This is a genomic window from Streptomyces californicus (assembly GCF_000717645.1).
GTDB classification, from domain to species: Bacteria; Actinomycetota; Actinomycetes; order Streptomycetales; family Streptomycetaceae; genus Streptomyces; species Streptomyces californicus.
The window spans coordinates 72,907-92,565 of the sequence record NZ_JNZZ01000014.1 but is presented as its reverse complement, the minus strand read 5'-3'; the positions used below and the strand labels follow the sequence as shown (position 1 = coordinate 92,565).

The 19,659-nt window shown below is 71.3% G+C and carries 18 protein-coding genes; 5 read left to right on the top strand and 13 right to left on the bottom strand.

Going from position 1 to position 19,659, the window contains the following annotated elements; translation table 11 throughout:
• Positions 1 to 28: 28 nt before the first annotated feature.
• From IF19_RS0119255 to IF19_RS0119240, 4 genes are all read right to left on the bottom strand, one after another.
• Positions 29 to 583 carry an RNA 2'-phosphotransferase gene (locus tag IF19_RS0119255; protein ID WP_030115066.1) on the bottom strand — a complete coding sequence of 185 codons (555 nt, stop codon included), beginning with the start codon at positions 581 to 583 and terminating at the stop codon, positions 29 to 31.
• Positions 584 to 877: 294 nt separating this feature from the next.
• A complete protein-coding gene (locus tag IF19_RS0119250) occupies positions 878 to 1,780 on the bottom strand; it encodes a MerR family transcriptional regulator (RefSeq protein WP_030115065.1) in 903 nt (300 codons plus the stop codon).
• Positions 1,781 to 1,866: 86 nt separating this feature from the next.
• The gene (locus tag IF19_RS0119245) at positions 1,867 to 3,636 is read right to left on the bottom strand and encodes an SDR family oxidoreductase (protein ID WP_030115064.1); all 1,770 of its coding nucleotides are present in this window, start codon (positions 3,634 to 3,636) and stop codon (positions 1,867 to 1,869) included.
• Positions 3,633 to 4,493, bottom strand: a complete 861-nt coding sequence (locus tag IF19_RS0119240; protein ID WP_030115063.1) for a M24 family metallopeptidase — start codon at positions 4,491 to 4,493, stop codon at positions 3,633 to 3,635. The genes IF19_RS0119245 and IF19_RS0119240 overlap by 4 nt, the downstream gene beginning before the upstream one ends.
• A gap of 326 nt (positions 4,494 to 4,819) precedes the next feature.
• Here IF19_RS0119240 and IF19_RS0119235 point away from each other — a divergent pair, with 326 nt between their 5' ends.
• From IF19_RS0119235 to IF19_RS0119215, 5 genes are all read left to right on the top strand, one after another.
• Positions 4,820 to 5,839: an ABC transporter ATP-binding protein gene (locus IF19_RS0119235; protein WP_030115062.1), complete on the top strand. Its 1,020-nt coding sequence runs from the start codon at positions 4,820 to 4,822 to the stop codon at positions 5,837 to 5,839.
• Positions 5,829 to 6,737, top strand: coding sequence for an ABC transporter permease subunit (locus tag IF19_RS0119230; protein ID WP_030115061.1), 909 nt, complete (start codon positions 5,829 to 5,831; stop codon positions 6,735 to 6,737). Before IF19_RS0119235 ends, IF19_RS0119230 begins: the two co-directional genes overlap by 11 nt.
• Positions 6,734 to 7,645: an ABC transporter ATP-binding protein gene (locus IF19_RS0119225; protein ID WP_030115060.1), complete on the top strand. Its 912-nt coding sequence runs from the start codon at positions 6,734 to 6,736 to the stop codon at positions 7,643 to 7,645. Before IF19_RS0119230 ends, IF19_RS0119225 begins: the two co-directional genes overlap by 4 nt.
• A gap of 30 nt (positions 7,646 to 7,675) precedes the next feature.
• Positions 7,676 to 8,395 (top strand): ABC transporter permease, encoded by a 720-nt coding sequence (locus IF19_RS0119220; RefSeq protein ID WP_030115059.1) that lies wholly within the window; start codon positions 7,676 to 7,678, stop codon positions 8,393 to 8,395.
• 349 nt (positions 8,396 to 8,744) lie between these two features.
• On the top strand, positions 8,745 to 9,467 hold the full coding sequence (locus IF19_RS0119215; RefSeq protein ID WP_030115058.1) for a hypothetical protein: 723 nt from the start codon (positions 8,745 to 8,747) through the stop codon (positions 9,465 to 9,467).
• 72 nt (positions 9,468 to 9,539) lie between these two features.
• Here IF19_RS0119215 and IF19_RS0119210 read toward each other — a convergent pair whose 3' ends face one another.
• The 9 genes from IF19_RS0119210 to IF19_RS0119170 all read right to left on the bottom strand — a co-directional run bounded on the left by IF19_RS0119210 (position 9,540) and on the right by IF19_RS0119170 (position 19,642).
• The gene (locus IF19_RS0119210) at positions 9,540 to 10,364 is read right to left on the bottom strand and encodes an HAD family hydrolase (protein WP_030120449.1); all 825 of its coding nucleotides are present in this window, start codon (positions 10,362 to 10,364) and stop codon (positions 9,540 to 9,542) included.
• Entirely contained in the window at positions 10,361 to 11,638 is a 1,278-nt protein-coding gene (gene serS, locus IF19_RS0119205) for a serine--tRNA ligase (protein WP_030115056.1), read from the bottom strand. Before serS ends, IF19_RS0119210 begins: the two co-directional genes overlap by 4 nt.
• Positions 11,639 to 12,323: 685 nt before the next feature.
• Positions 12,324 to 13,259 carry a prephenate dehydratase gene (gene pheA, locus IF19_RS0119200; RefSeq protein ID WP_030115055.1) on the bottom strand — a complete coding sequence of 312 codons (936 nt, stop codon included), beginning with the start codon at positions 13,257 to 13,259 and terminating at the stop codon, positions 12,324 to 12,326.
• A gap of 194 nt (positions 13,260 to 13,453) precedes the next feature.
• Complete coding sequence (efeB, locus tag IF19_RS0119195) at positions 13,454 to 14,779, bottom strand: iron uptake transporter deferrochelatase/peroxidase subunit (protein ID WP_030115054.1); 1,326 nt, start codon at positions 14,777 to 14,779, stop codon at positions 13,454 to 13,456.
• A 5-nt stretch (positions 14,780 to 14,784) separates the two neighbouring features.
• Positions 14,785 to 16,728, bottom strand: a complete 1,944-nt coding sequence (locus IF19_RS0119190; protein ID WP_030276506.1) for a copper resistance CopC/CopD family protein — start codon at positions 16,726 to 16,728, stop codon at positions 14,785 to 14,787.
• Positions 16,729 to 16,740: 12 nt separating this feature from the next.
• Positions 16,741 to 17,187, bottom strand: coding sequence for a copper chaperone PCu(A)C (locus tag IF19_RS0119185; RefSeq protein WP_030115051.1), 447 nt, complete (start codon positions 17,185 to 17,187; stop codon positions 16,741 to 16,743).
• Positions 17,184 to 17,843 carry an SCO family protein gene (locus tag IF19_RS0119180; protein ID WP_030115050.1) on the bottom strand — a complete coding sequence of 220 codons (660 nt, stop codon included), beginning with the start codon at positions 17,841 to 17,843 and terminating at the stop codon, positions 17,184 to 17,186. Before IF19_RS0119180 ends, IF19_RS0119185 begins: the two co-directional genes overlap by 4 nt.
• A gap of 44 nt (positions 17,844 to 17,887) precedes the next feature.
• Positions 17,888 to 18,634 carry a YcnI family copper-binding membrane protein gene (locus IF19_RS0119175; RefSeq protein WP_030115049.1) on the bottom strand — a complete coding sequence of 249 codons (747 nt, stop codon included), beginning with the start codon at positions 18,632 to 18,634 and terminating at the stop codon, positions 17,888 to 17,890.
• A 147-nt stretch (positions 18,635 to 18,781) separates the two neighbouring features.
• Positions 18,782 to 19,642, bottom strand: coding sequence for a hypothetical protein (locus tag IF19_RS0119170; protein ID WP_030188981.1), 861 nt, complete (start codon positions 19,640 to 19,642; stop codon positions 18,782 to 18,784).
• Between the last annotated feature and the right edge of the window lie 17 nt (positions 19,643 to 19,659).

Sequence of the window (19,659 nt, the reverse complement as noted above, 5' to 3'; positions counted from 1 at the left end):
GCCCCTGGAGAGGCCGCGGCGCGTTCGCTCAGGCGCGCAGGCGCAGGAACTCGGGCGGTACGGCGTCGGTGAGCCACACCCCGTTGGCACTGACCCGGAAGACATGGCCGGCGCGGTGCATCGCGCCGGCGTCCACCGCGAGGACGACGGGGCGGCCGCGGCGGGCGCCGACCCGGGTGGCCGTCTCCCGGTCGGGCGAGAGGTGGACGTGGTGACGGGCCATGGGGCGAAGGCCCTCGGTCCGGATCGCGTCCAGGGCGTGGGCGACCGTGCCGTGGTAGAGGTACGCGGGCGGTTCGGCCGGAGGCAGGTCCAGGTCGACGGGGACGGTGTGGCCCTGGTTGGCCCTGATGCGGTCTCCGCCGACGCCGCCCTCGACGGTGAAGCGCTGCTTGTCGTTGACGGCGACGGCGTGGTCGAGCTCGGCGCGGGAGAGCGCGAAGCCGTGCCGGGCCGCGGCGGCGAGCAGCTCGTCCACAGCTACCCAGCCGTTCCGGTCCGGAGTGAGGCCGATGCGCTCGGGCCGGTGCCGCAGATGCTTCGACAGGTATGTGGACACCTTGACCGTGCGACGTTCGTCCATCGCGCCAGCGTGCCCGGAGCGAGCCGGTCGGTGCACTCGTATTTCGGCCCGGGCTTCGTCGCCCCGGGCTCTCGCCGCCATCGGTCGCATGGTCCGACCGGCAGTCCCCGACTACCGCGTGAAGCGGCTCGATCACGCAGTTTCGTCGTCTCGTCGCTTCTTCGTACAGTCAGCCCATCGTTCTTCTGCGATTCCTCAGGTATTTCTCGCTGGCAGGTTTGATCCACAGCCAACTCGACTTATCCACAGGCTATTTGGCAGTTCTGTGGACAACGCACCTTTGTTTTAGGGTATTTAGTCAACTTTGCCTGTTTTGGTGTGAGTTGCGGTGAGCCCGTCCAAGGTCCTCGCCTGCACCTCGCGTTCGGTGGCCGCCGTGACGAACGCGGCCACCGCCTCAGCGCCGACCAGGCTCTCCACGGCCTGTGTTGTCCGCACCGGCAGCAGCACCGGACGCGGCGACTCCTCGTTCAGTGCGCCGCTCTCCGCGCCCAGGTGGCGATGCAGATGCCGCGTGGCGAACGTACGCATAGCGCGGGCCAGTTCGGCCTCGACCGTCTGCTGCGCGAGCGGGCGGAGCCGGCGGACCAGGGACGCCGCCTCGGCCGCGTCGGAGTCGGTGGGCGGCCGATGGCCCAGATAACGCGCGAAGACGTGCTCGGTGGTGAACTCAAGGAAACGGGCGGCGATGTGCTCGACCTGTCCGCGAAGTTCCCGGAGATGACCGGAGATCGCGGGCAGGGGCACCCCTGCCGCATGCAACTCGACGGCCACCGCCAGCTCTTGCGGACTCGGTACGAGGAACTCGTCGTCGCTGTCCGCGACGCGCTCCAGCACGCCGAGCTCCACCGCCTCGGCGATGGCCTCGTCGTCCCGGTGGCCCCCGAACCTCGCTTCCAGCTCGCGGCGGCTGATCCGGTCGGCCTCCTCGTCCGTCCAGGGGCCGTGCACCTCCGCGGCCAGACCGAGCACCCCGCCGAGCCCCCGCCCGGCGTCCCACGCCTCCAGCAACTCCTTGATGCTGGCCAGTGTGTAACCCCGGTCGAGCAGGTCCGCGATCTGCCGCAGCCGGGTCAGATGCGTCTCCCGGTACACGTTGGCCCGGCCGCGCCGCTCGGGCGTCGGCAGCAGCCCCCGGTCCTGGTAGGCGCGGATCGTGCGGACGGTGGCCCCGCTGGCATGGGCCAGGTCCTCGATGCGGTACTCGACGGCCTCCCCGCTCCCGGCCGCCGAGGCACCGGGCCCCGCCGCTCCGCCTTCCGGCCCGTCGGCCCCCGCCCCGGTCACAGCGGCGGCTTCAGGCGGGCGACGGAGCGCAGCGCCCCCGGGCTCAGCCGGGAGAGCAGCCGCGCACCGCGCGCCTCCGGGGTCACCGGCACCACGGCCTGGTTGCGCACGACCGCGCGCAGGATCGCGTCGGCGACCTTCTCCGGCGGGAAGTTCCGCCGTCCGTAGAGCTTGCTCGTCCGCTTGCGCAGCCGGTCCTGCTCCGCCTCGTCGACCCCCGTGAAGCGGGTGGTGCTGGTGATGTTGGTGTTCACGATGCCGGGGCATATCGCGCTCACCCCGATCGACTTCTCCGCCAACTCGGCTCGCAGGCACTCGCTGAGCATCAGCACGGCCGCCTTCGACGTGCTGTACGCCGGAAGCGCGCGCGAGGGCTGGAAGGCCGCGGCCGAGGCGGTGTTGACGATGTGGCCGCCCTGGCCGCGGTCAGCCATCTGCTTGCCGAAGAACCGGCAGCCGTGGATGACGCCCCACAGATTGACGTCGAGGACCTTCTTCCACTCCTCGGCGGAGGTCTCCAGGAAGGAGCCGGAGAGACCGATGCCCGCGTTGTTGACCAGCACGTCGACGATGCCGTACTCGGCGGCGACCCGGGCGGCGAGCTTCTCCATCGCGGCCTCGTCGCTGACGTCGACCGCTTCGCCCCAGGCGGCCGGCGCTCCGATCAGCCGCGCCATCTCCGCCGTCCGGGCGGCCCCGTCCGCATCGCGGTCCACGGCCACGATCCGGGCCCCCGCCTCGGCGAACGCGAACGCCGTGGCCCGCCCGATCCCGGAGGCCGCACCCGTCACCAGGACCAGCCGGCCGCCGAAGCGCTGCGCGTACGGGCCCTGCGGCACCGGCTGCTGGGGGACGCCGTCACCTCCGACGGACTCGTTCGCTTCGACGAAATCGCTGATCCACGAGGACAGTTGGTCCGGCCGGGTGCGCGGCACCCAGTGCTTGGCCGGGAGCGATCGGCGTACCAGCGTGGGAACCCAGCTCTCCAGCCCGTCGTAGAGGCGCTCGGAGAGGAAGGAGTCCCCGGTCGGCGTGATCAGCTGGACCGGCGCGTGGGCGTACGCGTCCGGACGGGGCTTGCTCAGCCGGGCGCGGACGTTGTCGCGGTAGAGCCAGGCCCCGTGCGCCGCGTCGTCGGGCAGGGAGGCGGTGGGGTAGTCGCCCGCGGGCACCTTCTCCAGCCGCTCCAGGATCCGGGGCCAGCGCTTGCCGAGCGGACCGCGCCAGGCGAGCTCCGGGAGGACCGGCGTGTGGAGCATGTACACGTACCAGGACTTGGCGCCCTGCCCGAGCAGCTGGCCCACCCGGCGCGGGGTGGGGCGGGCCATCCGCTGTTTGATCCAGTGCCCGAAGTGGTCCAGGGACGGCCCCGACATCGAGGTGAAGGAGGCGATCCTGCCCTCCGTCCGGCCGACCGTGACGAACTCCCAGGACTGGACGGAGCCCCAGTCGTGGCCGACCACGTGCACCGGACGGTCCGGGCTGACCGTGTCGATCACGGCCAGGAAGTCATCGGTCAGCTTCTCCAGGGTGAAGCCGCCGCGCAGCGGCTTCGGGGCGGTGGACCTGCCGTGCCCCCGTACGTCGTACAGCACCACGTGCCACTGCTCGGCCAGCCGGACGGCCACCTCCGACCAGACCTCCTTGCTGTCCGGGTAGCCGTGGACCAGCACCACGGTCGGCCGGTCCGCGTCGCCCAGCTCCGCGACGCACAGCTCGACGCCTCCCGTGCGGACATACCGTTCACGCGCCTGAGACAGATTCACGCCGCCACCTTCTCCTCGGCCCAGCGCCGCACGTGCGGCAGATCGTCGTCCAGCCAGAAGGCGCTCTGTTCGGGGTCCTTGGAGTCGGTGACGACCAGGATCTCCTCGAACTTCGCGCCCGTACCCCGGAATCCGAGGTGGGGTTCGACCGCCCACAGCCCCGGCTGCGGCGGGTGGTCGGAGAAGCGGTAGGGGCTCCACAGCGGCGACCAGCCGTCCCGGTGGCCGTGCAGGGCGTCGCTGATCAGCCCCTTGAGCGACTGTGTGCCGAAGCCGAACAGCCGGGGGGACCACCGCCGTTCGGCGACGCGGTCGACCTTGTGGGCGATCACGCCGAAGGGGTAGGCCCGGTGTCTGTTCGCGTAGCCCTGGGTGGTCATGAGGCGCTCGACGTCCTCGTAGATCTCGCGCAGCGTCCGGCGTTCGCGCACCTCCCGCAGGATCAGCTCGCGGTGGGCCTCCAGATCGGCCAGCAGCTTGTCGTGCAACGGATTGAGGCCGAGACATCCCGAATAGCCGACATCGGCGGTGAACCCCTTGTAGACCGGGGCCATGTCGAGGATGAACGGCATGCCCGGCTCCAGCCTCCGGTCGGTCGGGAAGAACTGGAGCGGCACCTTGAACCCGGAGAACGCCGTCCGGTCCCCGAACCAGGCGAACGGGAGGTGGAACCAGTCGCGCACCCCGCGCTCGCGCAGCCACACGCGCTGCATCCGGGCCGCCTCGCGCTCGGTCACCCCCGACCGGAGTTGGCCAGCGACCGCCTCCGCGCAGGCGTAGGCCAACTGCTGGACTTCTCTGAACCCCCGGAGCTCCGGGGTGTTTTCGTGCTGCGCTGCCGAGGTCGTGCCGGTCATGCCACCGTCCGTTCCCTGCCGTGTGCGGTACGCGTCCGTAACGTGACACTGATGAATGTGACAATGTCCAGCGGCTACGTCAAGAGGTCTGCGTCCGCTGTGGACAACCCTGCCCGCAGCGAGCGAGGGCCTGTGGACAACTCCGGTCGGCCGCCCCGGTCACGGCCGTCCGGCCCCGGGGTCGCGGCCCGTCTCCCACAGGTCCCCCTACGGGCGCGTACGCCTGGAGTCTGACGCGGATCCAGCCGTCAGGGCTGACGACCGGTGTGGCCCGCGCCACTAACGTCGTCGACGTGACAGCCGTAATCGCTACCGAAGCCCTGAGCATGCGGTTCCCCCGGGTGACCGCGCTTGACCGGCTCACGTTGGACATCGGACCGGGTGTGACCGGTCTGGTGGGGTCCAACGGAGCCGGCAAGTCCACGCTGATCAAGATCCTGCTGGGTCTCTCCCCCGCCACCGAAGGCCGGGCCGCGGTGCTCGGGCTCGACGTCGCGACCAGCGGCGCCGCCATCCGGGAACGGGTGGGGTACATGCCCGAGCACGACTGCCTGCCGCCGGACGTCTCGGCGACCGAGTTCGTCGTGCACATGGCCCGCATGTCGGGGTTGCCGCCCACGGCCGCCCGCGAACGCACGGCCGACACCCTGCGCCACGTCGGCCTCTACGAGGAGCGCTACCGCCCCATCGGCGGCTACTCGACCGGGATGAAGCAGCGGGTGAAGCTGGCCCAGGCCCTCGTCCACGACCCCCAGCTGGTCCTGCTCGACGAGCCGACCAACGGCCTGGACCCGGTCGGCCGGGACGAGATGCTCGGCCTCATCCGCCGCATCCACACCGACTTCGGCATCTCCGTCCTGGTGACCTCGCACCTCCTGGGCGAGCTGGAACGCACCTGCGACCACGTCGTCGTCATCGACGGCGGAACCCTTCTGCGCTCCAGCTCCACCAGCGACTTCACCCAGACCACGGCGACCCTCGCGGTCGAGGTGACCGACAGCGACAACCACCCCGACGGCACAGGCGCCCTGCGCAAGGTGCTCATCGACGCCGGGATCACCCTCGTCGGCCACGACGGGATCGACACGGAGGGGCTGCCGGGCGCGGGCCACATCCTGCTGATCGAGGCGGACGGCGAGGACACCTACGACGTGGTCCGCGACAGCGTCGCCGGTCTCGGGCTCGGCCTGGTCCGCATGGAACAGCGCCGCCACCACATCGCCGAGGTCTTCCGTACCGAACAGGGCGCGGCGCACACCGCCGCGGCCCCGGCCGCCGCCGGAGCCGTCCACCCGGCCGCGCAGCAGGCCGTCCAGCAGAAGGGAAGCGGTCGCGATGAGCGCTGAGACCAGGGCCGCGGCCGGGCGCGACGCCTCCCGGATCCACAACATCGGCTACCGCTCCTACGACGGGCCGCGGCTCGGCCGGGCCTACGCCCGCCGCTCGCTGTTCTCGCAGACCCTGCGGGGCTCCTACGGACTGGGCCGTTCCGCCAAGTCCAAGGTGCTGCCCATGCTGCTGTTCGGCGTGATGGCGCTGGTCGCGGCGATCCTGGTCGCGGTCTCCATGGCCGCGCCGGACGCCAGCAAGCTGGTGGTCAAGTACACCTCGTACGCGATCTACCTCCAGGCAGTCATCGGCCTGTTCATCGCCGCGCAGGCACCCCAGGCGGTCTCCAGGGACCTCCGCTTCAAGACCGTCCCCCTGTACTTCTCGCGGCCGATCGAGCGCACCGACTACGTGCTGGCGAAGCTCGCCGCCACCGCCGCCGCGCTCTTCATCCTCACCGGCACGCCGCTGCTCATCCTCTATGTGGGTTCTCTGCTCGCGAAGTTCGACTTCGCCGACCAGACCAAGTGGTTCGCCCAGGGACTGGTGTCGGTGGCGCTGCTCTCCGTGCTGTTCGCCGGGCTCGGCCTCGTGATGGCCGCCCTCACCCCGCGGCGCGGCTTCGGCGTCGCCGCGGTGATCGCCCTGCTCACCATCACCTACGGCGCCGTCTCCACGGTCCAGGCCATCGCCTGGGAGACCGGGTCGACCGGGGCGGTGCAGTGGCTCGGCCTCTTCTCGCCGATCACGCTGATCGACGGCGTCCAGACCGCGTTCCTGGGCGCCACCTCCGCCTTCCCCGGAGGGGAAGGCCCGGGGGCGGGCGCCGGGGTGGTCTACCTGATCGTTGTTCTCGCGCTCGTCGCCGGCTCGTACGCCGTCCTGATGCGCCGCTACCGGAGGGCCGGGCTGTGACCACCATCGAGATCGACCACACCTCGCGCTGGTTCGGCAATGTGGTCGCCGTCAACGACGTCTCCATGACCGTGGGGCCCGGAGTCACCGGGCTGCTCGGCCCGAACGGAGCCGGGAAGTCCACCCTCATCAACATGATGGGCGGATTCCTCGCACCCTCGACGGGGAAGGTCACGCTCGACGGCCGGCAGATCTGGCGCAACGAGGCCGTCTACAAGGAGATCGGCATCGTCCCCGAGCGGGAGGCGATGTACGACTTCCTCACCGGCAAGGAGTTCGTCGTCGCCAACGCCGAACTCCAGGGTCTGGGCGGGGCGGAGGCGCAGCGGGCGCTCGCCACGGTGCAGATGGAGTACGCGCAGGACCGCAAGATCTCCACGTACAGCAAGGGCATGCGCCAGCGCGTGAAGATGGCGTCCGCCCTGGTCCACGAGCCCTCCGTGCTGCTCCTGGACGAGCCGTTCAACGGGATGGACCCGCGCCAGCGGATGCAGCTCATGGAACTGCTGCGGCGGATGGGGCACGAGGGGCGGACGGTCCTGTTCTCGTCCCACATCCTCGAAGAGGTCGAGCAGTTGGCCTCCCACATCGAGGTGATCGTCGCGGGACGGCACGCCGCGTCCGGCGACTTCCGGAAGATCCGCCGCCTGATGACGGACCGGCCGCACCGCTACCTGGTGCGCTCCAGCGACGACCGGGCCCTGGCGGCCGCGCTCATCGCCGACCCGTCCACGGCGGGCATCGAGGTCGACGTGACCGAGAAGGCGCTGCGCGTCCAGGCCGTCGACTTCGCACGGTTCACCGAACTGCTGCCGAAGGTGGCCCGGGAGCAGGGCATCCGGCTGCTCACCGTCTCCCCCTCCGACGAATCCCTCGAATCGGTCTTTTCCTACCTCGTAGCGGCCTGAGTAGTGGCCTGAAAGGAGCTGTGCACCGTCATGTACGACCCCACAGTCGCCCGGCTCACCTACCGGGCCCTGCTCGGCCGGCGCCGGGCCGCCATCCTGTTCGTCCTGCCCGCGCTGCTGCTGGTCATCGCCGCGGCCGTGCGGATGTTCGCCGGAGCCGACGACCAGATCGCCGCCAACGTTCTCGGCGGTTTCGCCATCGCCACGATGGTGCCGCTGATCGGCGTGATCGCGGGGACCGGGGCGATCGGCCCCGAGATCGACGACGGCTCGATCGTCTACCTGCTCGCCAAGCCGGTGAAGCGGCCCACGATCATCTTCACCAAGCTGATCGTGGCCATCGCGGTGACCATGGTGTTCTCCGCGCTGCCGACGCTCCTCGCGGGCCTGATCCTCAACGGCAACGGCCAGCAGATCGCCGTCGCCTACACGATCGCGGCGCTGGTCGCCTCGATCGCGTACAGCGCCCTGTTCCTGCTGCTCGGCACCGTCAGCCGGCACGCGGTCGTCCTCGGCCTGGTCTACGCGCTGGTCTGGGAGGCCCTGTTCGGCAGCCTGGTGGAGGGCGCGCGCACGCTCAGCGTCCAGCAGTGGGCCTTGGCCGTCGCCCAGAAGGTCGCGGGCGGCGACGCGGTGACCTCGGAGGTCGGTCTGCCGCTCGCCACGGTTCTGCTGGTCGCGGTGACGGCCGCCGCCACCTGGTACGCGGGGCAGAAGCTGCGGACGCTGAAGCTCGCGGGCGAGGAGTGATCCTCCCCGGCGCTGACTGAGACCTCGCTTCGGGGCACGCGTACGACGGCTCCCGCCCTTCCCGGAAGGGCGGGAGCCGTCCGTCGTACGGCGGGGACGCCTCGCACGAGGAGTCGTCCGACGAGGCCGCCCCGCGTGACGTTGTGTTTATCGGGTCGTTGGGCAGGTCGCGTGGAGGCAACTGGAATCCGTGGCGTCGTAGCGATCGTGAAATCGGGGAATGCCGGCACCGGGTGAGGATCAGCCCACCGGACCGGTCATCGAGTGAGTGGCAACCGTGAGCGTCCTCCACCCCTGAAGCCCGGGGTGTGGGCCGTCCTCGTCATTCCCTCGTACGAAAGGCACACCCATGCCCACGGAAGTCGCCCTGCTCGAATCGCGCGCGCTGCGCGGGGAGCAGATGGGGCGCGTCGACGTCCTCGACAAGGTGAAGAGCCTTGTCATGCTCCCGGACGGAATTCACGTTCGCACAGAGGACGTGGCTCGCTACTTCGAAGTATCCACAGGGGCGGTCAGAAGGCTCGCAGACCGGCATCAGCAGGAGTTCGCGGAGAACGGCATGCGTCTGCTGCGCGGCTCTGACCTGCGGTCCTTCCATAGCGACATGATGTCGCTATGGAGCGGCGACGGGCGGGAAAGTTATCCACAGGCCGCCACGCAGCTGCGCCTCTACACCCGTCGCACCGTCCTCAACATCGCCATGCTTCTTCGCGACAGCGACATCGCCCGCTGTGTGCGGACGTACCTCCTCGACGCCGAGGAGTCGCTGCGTGAGCAGTACGCCTCCCTCGATCAGCGCGTCACGCGGATCGAGAGCTGCCTCTCCGGAGTCGGCAGTGCGCTGCAGGAGCTGGGGCCGGTGCTGGTGCGGATGTCGGAGCGGTTCGACAGCCTCGACCGGAAGGTGGAGATGACGCACCAGGTGGTGGGGGCGATGAGTCTGCGGCTGACGGACGTGCAGCAGGACGTCGTACGGCTCGACGGGCGGCTGGACTGCTTCGCCCGGCAGCTGAGGGACCTGCGCCGCCGTACCGGTCCACGGGGGCAGCACGGCCGGAACGGACAGGGTTAGAACAACGGCGGCCCGGCACCGTGGGTACGGTGCCGGGCCGCCGTCGCCCTGCATGCCGGGCTGTACGGAGGGCTACCGCGCGGGTTGCGCGGGCGCCGAGCGGAGCAGCTCCTCCAGCACCACCGCGATGCCGTCGTCCTCGTTGGACGCGGTGATCTCGTGGGCGACGGCCTTCAGGTCGTCGTGGGCGTTGGCCATGGCCACGCCGTGGTGGGCCCAGCCGAACATCGGGATGTCGTTGGGCATGTCGCCGAAGGCGATCGTGTCGGCCGCCTTCACCCCGAGCCGGCGGGCGGCCAGCGAGAGGCCGGTCGCCTTGCTGAGACCCAGCGGGAGGATCTCGACCACGCCGGGCCCGGCCATCACCACGTCGACCAGGCTGCCCACGGCCGCCCTCGCGGCGGTGGCCAGCGCGTCGTCGTCCAGCTCCGGGTGCTGCAGGTAGACCTTGTTGAGCGGGGCCGTCCACATCTCCGCGGAGTCCTCCACGAAGACGTACGGCAGCGGCCCCTCCTGCACCCGGTAGCCGGGGCCCACCAGGACCTCGCCGTCCAGGCCGTCGCGGCCGGCCGCCAGGTACACCGGGCCGACCTCCGCCTCGATCTTGGCCAGCGCGAGGCCGGCGAGCTGGCGGTCCAGCGTCAGCGAGGTCAGCAGCTTGTGCTCGCCCGCGTGGTAGACCTGCGCGCCCTGACCGCAGACGGCGAGGCCGTCATAGCCGAGGTCGTCCAGGATGTGCCGGGTCCAGGGCACCGCCCGTCCGGTGACGACGATGTGCGCGGCGCCGGCCGCCGTGGCGGCGGCCAGGGCCTCGCGGGTGCGCTCGGAGACCGTGTCGTCCCCGCGCAGCAGCGTGCCGTCGAGGTCGGTGGCGACGAGCTTGTAGGGGAAGGTCACTTGGCGACCGGTTCCAGGACCTCGCGCCCGCCCAGGTAGGGGCGGAGCATCTCCGGCACCCGGACCGAACCGTCGGCGAGCTGGTGGTTCTCCAGGATCGCCACGATCGTGCGCGGTACGGCGCAGAGCGTGCCGTTCAGCGTCGCCAGCGGCTGCACCTTCTTGCCCTCGCGCATCCGGACGGAGAGGCGGCGGGCCTGGAAGCCGTCGCAGTTCGACGCGGAGGTCAGCTCGCGGTACTTGCCCTGGGTCGGGATCCACGCCTCGCAGTCGAACTTCCGCGACGCCGAGGCGCCGAGGTCGCCGGTGGCGACGTCGATGACCTGGAAGGGCAGTTCGAGGCCGGTGAGCCACTGCTTCTCCCACTCCAGGAGCCTGCGGTGCTCGGCCTCGGCGTCCGCCGGGTCGACGTACGAGAACATCTCGACCTTGTCGAACTGGTGGACGCGGAAGATGCCGCGGGTGTCCTTGCCGTACGTGCCGGCCTCGCGGCGGAAGCAGGGGGAGAACCCGGCGTACCGCAGGGGCAGCTTGTCGGCCTCGATGATCTCGTCCATGTGGTACGCGGCGAGCGGGACCTCGGAGGTGCCGACCAGGTAGTAGTCGTCCTTCTCCAGGTGGTACACGTTCTCCGCGGCCTGGCCGAGGAAGCCGGTGCCCTCCATGGCGCGGGGGCGGACCAGCGCCGGGGTCAGCATCGGGATGAAGCCGGCCTCGGTGGCCTGGGCGATCGCCGCGTTGACGAGGGCCAGCTCCAGGAGCGCTCCGACGCCGGTGAGGTAGTAGAACCGCGAGCCGGAGACCTTCGCGCCGCGCTCCATGTCGATGGCGCCGAGCGCCTCGCCGAGCTCCAGGTGGTCCTTGGGCTCGAAGCCCTCGGCGCCGAAGTCCCGGATGGTGCCGTGCGTCTCCAGGACGACGAAGTCCTCCTCGCCGCCGACCGGCACGTCCTCGTGGACGACGTTGCCGAGCTGGAGCAGCAGCCGCTTGGCCTCCGCGTCCGCCTCGTCCTGGGCGGCGTCGGCGGCCTTGACGTCGGCCTTGAGCTGTTCGGCCTTCTTGAGGAGTTCGGTGCGCTCCTCGGGGGTGGCCTTGGGGATCAGCTTGCCGAGCGACTTCTGTTCGTTGCGGAGTTCGTCGAAGCGGACGCCGGACGACCTGCGCAGCTCGTCGGCGGAGAGCAGGGCGTCGACGAGGTCGACGTCCTCTCCACGGGCGCGCTGGGAGGCGCGAACACGGTCGGGGTCCTCACGGAGCAGGCGAAGGTCAATCACCCCACCAGGCTACCGGTGCGCGGTTCTCGCGATCGAACCGATAAGGCCGAGCGTGTCTCTATGGGCGAATTGCCTGAATTGATATCTATGAGGGAATTGTGGATGCCGTCGGTTCGGAATCCGGATCCCGCCGATCGCCCCGGCGTGGGGTCCTGTCACGGGGTGGGTCATTAACGGCCGTCAACTCCCCTGAAGCGGGCAGAGGGTGACGGCCGCCTTGACGTACCGGCAGCGCGCGGAGGCAAGTTCGGGGTGCGTCGGGAGTCGTTGTCCACAGAGGAGTCGATGTCGGAATAGTTATCCACAGGCTGTGTGGAAGTTCTGTGGATGCTGGAGGGCTTTGTTCCGGAACTTGGTCGAAGGGGTGCGGAAACCCCGCCAAACCTGTTTTGCGCGCTCGTTCGGGTGGGAATTCGTCGCCTGAAAGGGATGATCGGGCGGATGTGGGCCGTGTGGGCGGCTCGCGCGGACTTAGCTCGCCTCGTGCCTCTGTGGGCGCCTTCGGAGGCGCTGGGGCAATTTGTCGACGTTGTCGCGTTGCGGTGTCGACTTGTCCCCAGGTCGAGAGCCTCACCTGTGGATAAGTTGTTCGCGGGCGTGACTATCTGTAGATCGCACCGCTGCGGAGCGCGCAGGCAGGCCGCCCCGGAGACATCGCTGTGCCCCGGGGCTCCCCGCTCGCGTGTCAGATCCGGCCGTCCTGGCAGCGCGCCAGCCAGTCGGAGGCTTCGGTGAACGCCGCGTCGGATGTGCCCGCCCGGAGCGGTGACACCTCGCCCGGTGAGACGTCGGCCCGCGGGTACGAGCCGAGGAACCGTACGTTGGGGCTGATCCGCTTCAGCCCCATCAGGGCCTCCCCGACCCTCCGGTCCGCGATGTGCCCCTCCGCGTCCACGGCGAAGCAGTAGTTGCCGATGCCCTCGCCGGTCGGGCGCGACTGGATCAGCATCAGGTTGACGCCGCGCACCGAGAACTCCTGCAGCAGCTCCAGCAGGGCGCCGGGGCGGTCGTTCTCCATGCAGATCACCACGGAGGTCTTGTCCGCGCCGGTCGGTGAGGAGGGCCGGGCGGGGCGGCCCACCAGCACGAAGCGGGTCTGCGCGTTCTCCGCGTCGTGGATGTTCGTGACCAGCGGCTCCAGGCCGTAGGTGGCGGCGGCGAACTCACCGGCGAACGCGGCGTCGTACCGTCCCTCCTGCACCAGGCGCGCACCGTCCGCGTTGGACGCGGCCGACTCCCACGCGGCGCTCGGGAGGTTCGCGGCCAGCCAGTTGCGCACCTGCGGCTGGGCGGCGGGGTGGGCGGTGACCGTCTTGATGTCCGACAGTTTCGTGCCGGGCCGCACGAGCAGCGCGAAGGTGATGGAGAGTAGCACTTCGCGGTAGATCATCAGCGGTTCCCCGCCGGCCAGCTCGTCCAGGGTCGCGGTGATGCCGCCCTCGACGGAGTTCTCGATCGGCACGAGCGCCGCCGCCGCCCCGCCGCTGCGTACGGCGTCCAGCGCGGCCGGCACGGACACCATCGGGACGAGTTCCCGGGTGGCGGCCTCCGGGAGCGTGCGGAGAGCGACTTCGGTGAAGGTGCCTTCGGGGCCGAGGTAGGCGTAGCGCGTGGCTGACATGCGTTCAGCCTAGTGCGCCCCGCGGGCCCCACCGTGTGGAAGCGCCCCGAACGCCCCGCCCCTACGAGACCGGAGCCCGCTACGGCACCGGAGCACCTCCGGCACCAGAGCCGCTACGACGCCGGAGCCCTCCGGCGTCAGAGCCGCCACGACGCCGGAGCCTTCGGTTCCGCGGTCTCCAGGGCCACCGGCCCCTACGACTCCAGGAGCCGCTGCCCCACGTACTCCCCCGCCGCCGCCCCGCCCGGCACCGCGAACACGGCGCTCGCCTCGTGACGCAGGAACGGCGACAGCGCGTCGCCCCGGTCGAGCTTCCGCTGCACCGGCACGAAGCCGCGGAACGGGTCGGCCTGCCAGCAGATGAAGAGGAGCCCCGCGTCCGGAGCGCCGTCCTCCGCGATGCCGTCGTGGTACGAGAACGGGCGGCGCAGCATGGCGGCCCCGCCGTTCTTCTCGGGTGAGGAGATCCGGGCGTGCGCGTTGCCGGGGATCACCGGCCTGCCGTCCGGGCCCGCCTTGTCGAGGTCCATCTCCGTGGTCTCAGTCCCCCCGCTCAGGGGCGCCCCGTCCGCCTTCCGCCGTCCGATGACCCGCTCCTGGTGCTCCACCGGCAGCTTCTCCCAGTCGTCCAGGAGCATCCGGATCCGGCGGACGACGGCGTACGAACCGCCCTCCATCCACTCCTGCGGCTTCCCGGGGGAGGCGGGGACGAAGACGCGCCGGTCGAAGTCCTCGTCGGTCGGCTTCGGGTTGCCGGTGCCGTCGATCTGGCCCATCAGGTTGCGGGTGGTCATCGGCCGCGCGGTGGCGCCGGGGGTACGGTTGAAGCCGTTCATCTGCCACCGCACCCTGGCCGTCCCCGCCGCCTCCTTCTGGAGCGCTCGCAGCGCGTGGAAGGCGACCAGCGCGTCGTCCGCGCCGATCTGCGCCCACAGGTCGCCCCCCGAACGCCTGGCGTCGAGGGCGTCGGCGGAGAACACGGGCAGCGGGTCGAGCGCGGCGGGCAGGCGGTCGGCCAGCCCGGTGCGCGCGAAGAACGTACGGCCGAAGCCGAAGGTGACGGTCAGGGACGACGGGCCCGCGTCCAGCGCGATCCCGGTGTCGTGTCCGGGGCCGTCCGCCCCGCCCGCCGCGGCGCGGCCCGCCATCAGCTCCTTCGCCACCGCCGACCAGCGCCGCAGCAGCGCCGCCGCCTCCTTGCGTCCCGCGCCGGCCACCAGGTCGAAGGCGACGAGATGGCCCCGGGCCTGAAGCGGAGTGGTGATCCCCGGCTGATGTTTCCCGTGAAACATCGCCTCGGTCGCCCCGATCGTCGTCAGGGCGGCCGGCTCCTCGGGGCGGGTGGCGGCGTACCCGGCGGCCCCGCCTCCGGCCCCCAGGACCAGCCCCGTGGCTCCCGCCGCACCCGCCGTCCCCAGCAGACGGCGCCGGGAGACGCCCGTGGCGGTGGTACCGCCACCGTTGTCCGGGCGGGCGGTCGCGGCAGTCCGGTCGGGAGCCTGCTTCTCGGTCTTGCTCACCGTGCTCAGCCGATCTTCACGTTCTCGTCGATGGTGACCTGGTCGATGTCCGAGGTCCGTACCGTCACGTCGATCTTCCAGTCCCCGGCCATCGGGATCAGGACCCCGCTCGCCGACCAGTGCCCCTCGGCCACCCGGTCCGGGGCGACCGGCAGCGGGCCGATCTCCTTCGCCTCCAGGGTGAGCGCCAGCTTCAGCTCGGGGACGTCCATCGGCTTGCCGTCGCTGCCGTCGATCCACACGTGCAGACCGTTGGAGCCGGTGCGGCCGGGATCGATGTCGATGCGGACGGTGCCCTTGCCGTTCCGGCCGCCGGTGTCGAACGGCATGCTCAGGTTGACCGCGCCGTCGGCGGCCGGAGCGGCCGCCGCGGGGGAGCCGGCGGCGGCCTCCTCCTCCGTACGGCCCGGCTCGGTGGACGTCAGCATCGTGGTGACGGCCAGCAGGACGACGGCGACGGCGGCCTCGGCCAGCACCGAGCGGCGCAGCCCGGAGCGCTCCGGGTCGGCGTCCCGTATCCGCTTCTTCTTCGTCGCGGTCAGGACGGCCCGCTGGCGGGCCAGTTGGGCGGCACGCTCCGGGTCGGCCTCCGGGTCCTGCGCCGGGGCGGCGGCTTCCTCCGTACCGGTGCCCTCGGCGCCGGTCTCCTCGGCGTCCCGGGAGGCGGAAGCGGTCACGGCCGGGTCCGTCAGCCGGCCCGTCCAGCGCCGGGAGAACCACGCGACCGCGAGCATCACGCCGATCAGCGCAACCTTGACGATCAGCAGCTGCCCGTACCGCGTCCCCGTCAGCGCCGACCAGGAGCCGACCTGTCGCCAGGACTGGTAGATCCCGGTCGCCGCGAGCACCACGACACTGCCGAACGCGACCGCCGAGAAGCGCCGGACCGCCCCGCTCCCGATCTCCGGGGTGCGGTACAGCGCCACCAGCAGCGAGACGAGCCCGCCGAGCCAGGCGGCGACGGCCAGCAGGTGCAGGATGTCGACCGGCACGGCGATGTTCGCCTGGATACCGGTCGAGGCGTGCTCGGACATCGCCCAGGTGGCGGCGATGCCCGTCGCGACCACGCCGCCGCCGACGGCGAGGCCGAAGGTGAGGTCCTTCCGCTCCAGCTCGTCCTCGCGCCGGGCGTACGTGCCGAACAGGACGGCGATGAACAGCGCGGCGGCCCCGAGCAGCAGCAGCCGGGAGACGAGGGCCGCGCCGGGCTTGGTCTCCAGTACGGCCTGGAGCCCGGCGAGGTCGAAGGCGTCGGCGAACTTCCCGCTGCCGGTGTACGGGTTGCGCAGCAGCAGCATGGCCAGTGTCGCGGCGGTCAGCGCGAGCCAGCCGCGGACGACGAGCCGCTGCATCGGCAGGGCGGACGCGCCGCCCCGCCAGCAGACCAGGACGAACGCGCCGCCGCCGACGAGCAGGACGAACCCGCCGTACGCCGCGTACCGCGCGATGTCGTAGGCGACGCCGACCGGTCCGCCGCCCGCCTCCTGCGAGGGCAGGGCGACGGTGGTGTCGGACGGGGCGCCGATGGAGAACGTGAACGCGCCGGAGATCGGGTGGCTGTCGGCGGAGATCGCCTGCCAGGCCACCGTGTAGGTGCCGTCGGGCAGCCCGGAGTGCAGGGCGACGCCGTAGCGGACCGTGGAGCCCTCGGTCAGGTCCTTCGGCCCGGCCTCGGTGTCGGCGCGTTTGCCGCTCGGGTCGAGGACCCGGATGGAGTCGTCGCCCACGGCGATCGCCTCGGAGAAGCTGAGGGTGACCTCCTTGGGCGCGGTGTCGACCACCGCCCCGTCCTGCGGATCGCTCCCGGTGAGGGCGGCGTGCGCGGACGCCGGGCCCGCGCCGGCCAGCAGCAGCCCGAGGACCATGCCGACCAGTGCGGCGAGGAACGCGGCGGCGGCGAGAGGCCGTCGTATCGGGGACGGTCCGGGGTACGGGGCGGTGGCAGACATCGGTTCAGTCCCTCACTGCTTCTTCGGGTTGTGGGTGGTTTCCTTCACCGGCAGGTCGACCGTGATGGGGCCGGCCTTCTCGAAGTGCAGCTCGACGGAGACCTTCTCGCCCTGCTGGGGCTTCTGCTTGAGCTTCATGAACATGATGTGGTTGCCGCCGCGTTCGAGGTCCAGCTCGCCGCCCGCGGGCACGTCGAACGAGGAGACCTTCCGCATCTTCTGGTTCTTCGTCTCGTGGATCGTGACGTCGTCCGAGAGCGGGCTGGTCACCGAGGTGAGCCGGTCCCCCGCGTCGCCCTTGTTCTGAACGACGAGGAACCCGGCGGCCATGTCGCTGACCGGCTGCGGAAGGTAGGCGCCGACGATCTTCAGATCGGGTTGGCCCGACGACGAGCACCCGGCCAGGGCCGTCGCCGCCGTGAGGGCGAGGACACCGGCGAGCGCCGTACGGCGTTTCACGGCTTCTCCCCCTTGATCAGCTTGGGGAGGTCCTTCGCGTACTCCTCGGCGCTGGTGTTCTCGCCGTAGAGCACGTACCCCTCGTCCGTCTTCGGGGAGAAGGCGATCACCTGGGCGCCGTGCATCGAGACGATGGTGCCGTCCTTCTCCTTCTTCGGCGCGTCGATGCCGATGCCGATCTTCCGCGCCCCGGCCTGGATGGCCGGGAAGTCGCCGGTGAGGCCGGTGAAGGAGGGGTCCTGGGCGGAGAGCCACTTGCCCAGCGAGGCGGGGGTGTCGCGCTCGGGGTCGGTGGTGACGAAGACGACCTGGAGCTTGTCCTGGTCGGCCTTGGGCAGCTCCCGCTTGGCGAGGGAGATGTTGCTCATCGTCAGCGGGCAGACGTCGGGGCAGTTGGTGTAGCCGAAGTAGATGAGCGTCGGCTTGCCCTTGGTCGCCTCGCGGAGGTCGTACTCCTTGCCGTGGGTGTCGGTGAGGACGAGGTCCGGCTTGGTGAACGGCTGGTCGAGAACGGTCGCGGCCTTGTCCTTCGGCGGGGCGCTGACGTCGGCGATGGACGAGGAGTCCGCCGTGTCGTCACCGGTGCCGCAGGAGGAGAGGGCCAGTGCGGCCGCGGCGGCGAACGCCACGGCCGTCACTGCTTTTCTGTTGCGCATGGAAGAGGTGTCCTGAACGTGGTGCGGGTGAGGGAACCGGCCGGTCAGGCCGAGCGGCGGCGTCCCGCGAGGACGCCGAACGCGACGCCCGCGATACCGATGACGATGCCGATGATGCCCAGGGTGCGGGCGGTGGTGTCGCTGGAGGAGGACGCGGCGGTGCTGCTCTCCTTGGCCGGGGCGTCGGAGTCGGCGGCCTTGTGGTCGTCGCCCTCCTTGGCGTCGTCGTCGGCCGCGCCGCCGTGGCCGTCCTCGGAGGCGGCGGTCAGCTTCAGGACCGGGGCCGGGCTGTCGGGCTCCTCGCCGCCGGCCTTGGGCTCCTCGATCCAGCGGACGACCTCCTTGTTGTCGTACGTCTGGATCGCCTTGAAGACGAGCTGGTCGGCGTCCTCGGGCAGCGCGCCGACGGAGACCGGGAACTGCTGGAAGTAGCCGGGGGCGATCTCGCTGTCGTCCGCCGTCCAGGTCACCTTGGAGACGGCCTCGGTGATCTTCTTGCCGTGCACTTCCAGCGGCTTGTCGAGCTTGCTCTTGTCGATCGAGATCTTCCAGCCCGGCACGGCCTGCGGGGTGACGGAGGAGAGCGGGTGGTCGGCCGGGAAGTTCACTTCGAGCTTCACGGTCGATGCCTGGTCGCGCTCGTTCGGGACCTTGAAGTTGAGCGTGGCGTATCCGCCCTTGGCGGCCTCGCCCACCGGCTGGACGCTGACGTGGGCGGACGCCGGGCCGGCGACCAGCAGGACGGTGGACGCGGCGACGCCGGCGGCGAGGGCGATACGGGAAAGCTTCATGGCAGGAATCTCCACAGGGGAACGGAACACGGTGGTCCGGCGCGCGGATGCGCGACGGCATCACGACACCTCGCGGTGCGGTTCCGTACGGGAGCACGCGCACGGGTACGTGCACGGGCGCCCGCGGGGCCCGGTGGAGGCGTCGCGTCAGGCTGCGAGGGCGTACGGGGCCGGCGGCCCGCGCCTGATCACCAGGTGCTGCAGAGGGTCCCCGGGCGTCGGCAGGGGGACGTCGTCGAAGGTGCGCGGCACGCGCGGCCCGGCCGTGACCGAACCCCGCTCACCGGCCCGCAGTGCGCGGACGAGGGCGAGCGCGGCCCGCAGGGACCGCAGCCGGGCTCCGGCCGCCAGCGCCTGGGCGCCGTGGGCGGAGAGCCGGGCCAGGGCGAACAGGGCGATCTCGCCGCGCCGCAGCAGCCAGCCGGTGGCGAGCGCCACGAGGACGTGGGCCAGGAGCATCTGCGGGCTCGGCAGCATCGCGGTGACCGCGGCGCAGACCTGCGCGAAACCGGAGGCGCCGTCCCCGCCCGCCGAGGCCGCCTGAGCCGCTCCGGCGCCGCCCGCCGCCAGGTGGCCGTGGGCCCCCGGGAGCGTGGACGGGTCGATGCCCGCGGAGGAGACGATGCGGTGGGCGTCGGCGGCGTTCAGCCCGGCCGGCCCCTCGCCGCACACGAGTCCGGCGGCGAACCGGATGAGCGGGCTGTCGCCGCCGGTGCCCGTGGAGGCGGCCGGGGCGGCGCTGTGGCTGCCGTACGCGAAGAGCCCGTGCAGGAGGACCTGCCCGCCGGCCAGCGCGCCCACGATCGACGGAAGGGTCCGTTCCCGTCCGGCGAGGAACGCGGCGGCGCCGAAGACGCCGAGGAAGGCGACGAGCAGGGTCCACGCGGGAACCGCCGTCCGGGCCGCGAACGCGTGCCCGGCGGCGGACAGCACGACGCAGACCGCGGTGAACACCGCGGCCCTCATGAGCCGCAGACCGGCTCCGGCGCGTGCGAGAGGCGTGGACATGGCGGGGACATCATCGC

Bases quoted from the DNA above. Each gene is read 5' to 3' on its own strand.
- IF19_RS0119255 (WP_030115066.1), bottom strand. From the start codon at position 583: ATGGACGAACGTCGCACGGTCAAGGTGTCCACATACCTGTCGAAGCAT.
- IF19_RS0119240 (WP_030115063.1), bottom strand. From the start codon at position 4,493: ATGACCGGCACGACCTCGGCAGCGCAGCACGAAAACACCCCGGAGCTC.
- IF19_RS0119235 (WP_030115062.1), top strand. From the start codon at position 4,820: ATGCGGTTCCCCCGGGTGACCGCGCTTGACCGGCTCACGTTGGACATC.
- IF19_RS0119230 (WP_030115061.1), top strand. From the start codon at position 5,829: ATGAGCGCTGAGACCAGGGCCGCGGCCGGGCGCGACGCCTCCCGGATC.
- IF19_RS0119220 (WP_030115059.1), top strand. From the start codon at position 7,676: ATGTACGACCCCACAGTCGCCCGGCTCACCTACCGGGCCCTGCTCGGC.
- IF19_RS0119215 (WP_030115058.1), top strand. From the start codon at position 8,745: ATGCCCACGGAAGTCGCCCTGCTCGAATCGCGCGCGCTGCGCGGGGAG.
- pheA (WP_030115055.1), bottom strand. From the start codon at position 13,259: ATGTCAGCCACGCGCTACGCCTACCTCGGCCCCGAAGGCACCTTCACC.
- IF19_RS0119190 (WP_030276506.1), bottom strand. From the start codon at position 16,728: ATGTCTGCCACCGCCCCGTACCCCGGACCGTCCCCGATACGACGGCCT.
- IF19_RS0119180 (WP_030115050.1), bottom strand. From the start codon at position 17,843: ATGCGCAACAGAAAAGCAGTGACGGCCGTGGCGTTCGCCGCCGCGGCC.
- IF19_RS0119175 (WP_030115049.1), bottom strand. From the start codon at position 18,634: ATGAAGCTTTCCCGTATCGCCCTCGCCGCCGGCGTCGCCGCGTCCACC.
- IF19_RS0119170 (WP_030188981.1), bottom strand. From the start codon at position 19,642: ATGTCCACGCCTCTCGCACGCGCCGGAGCCGGTCTGCGGCTCATGAGG.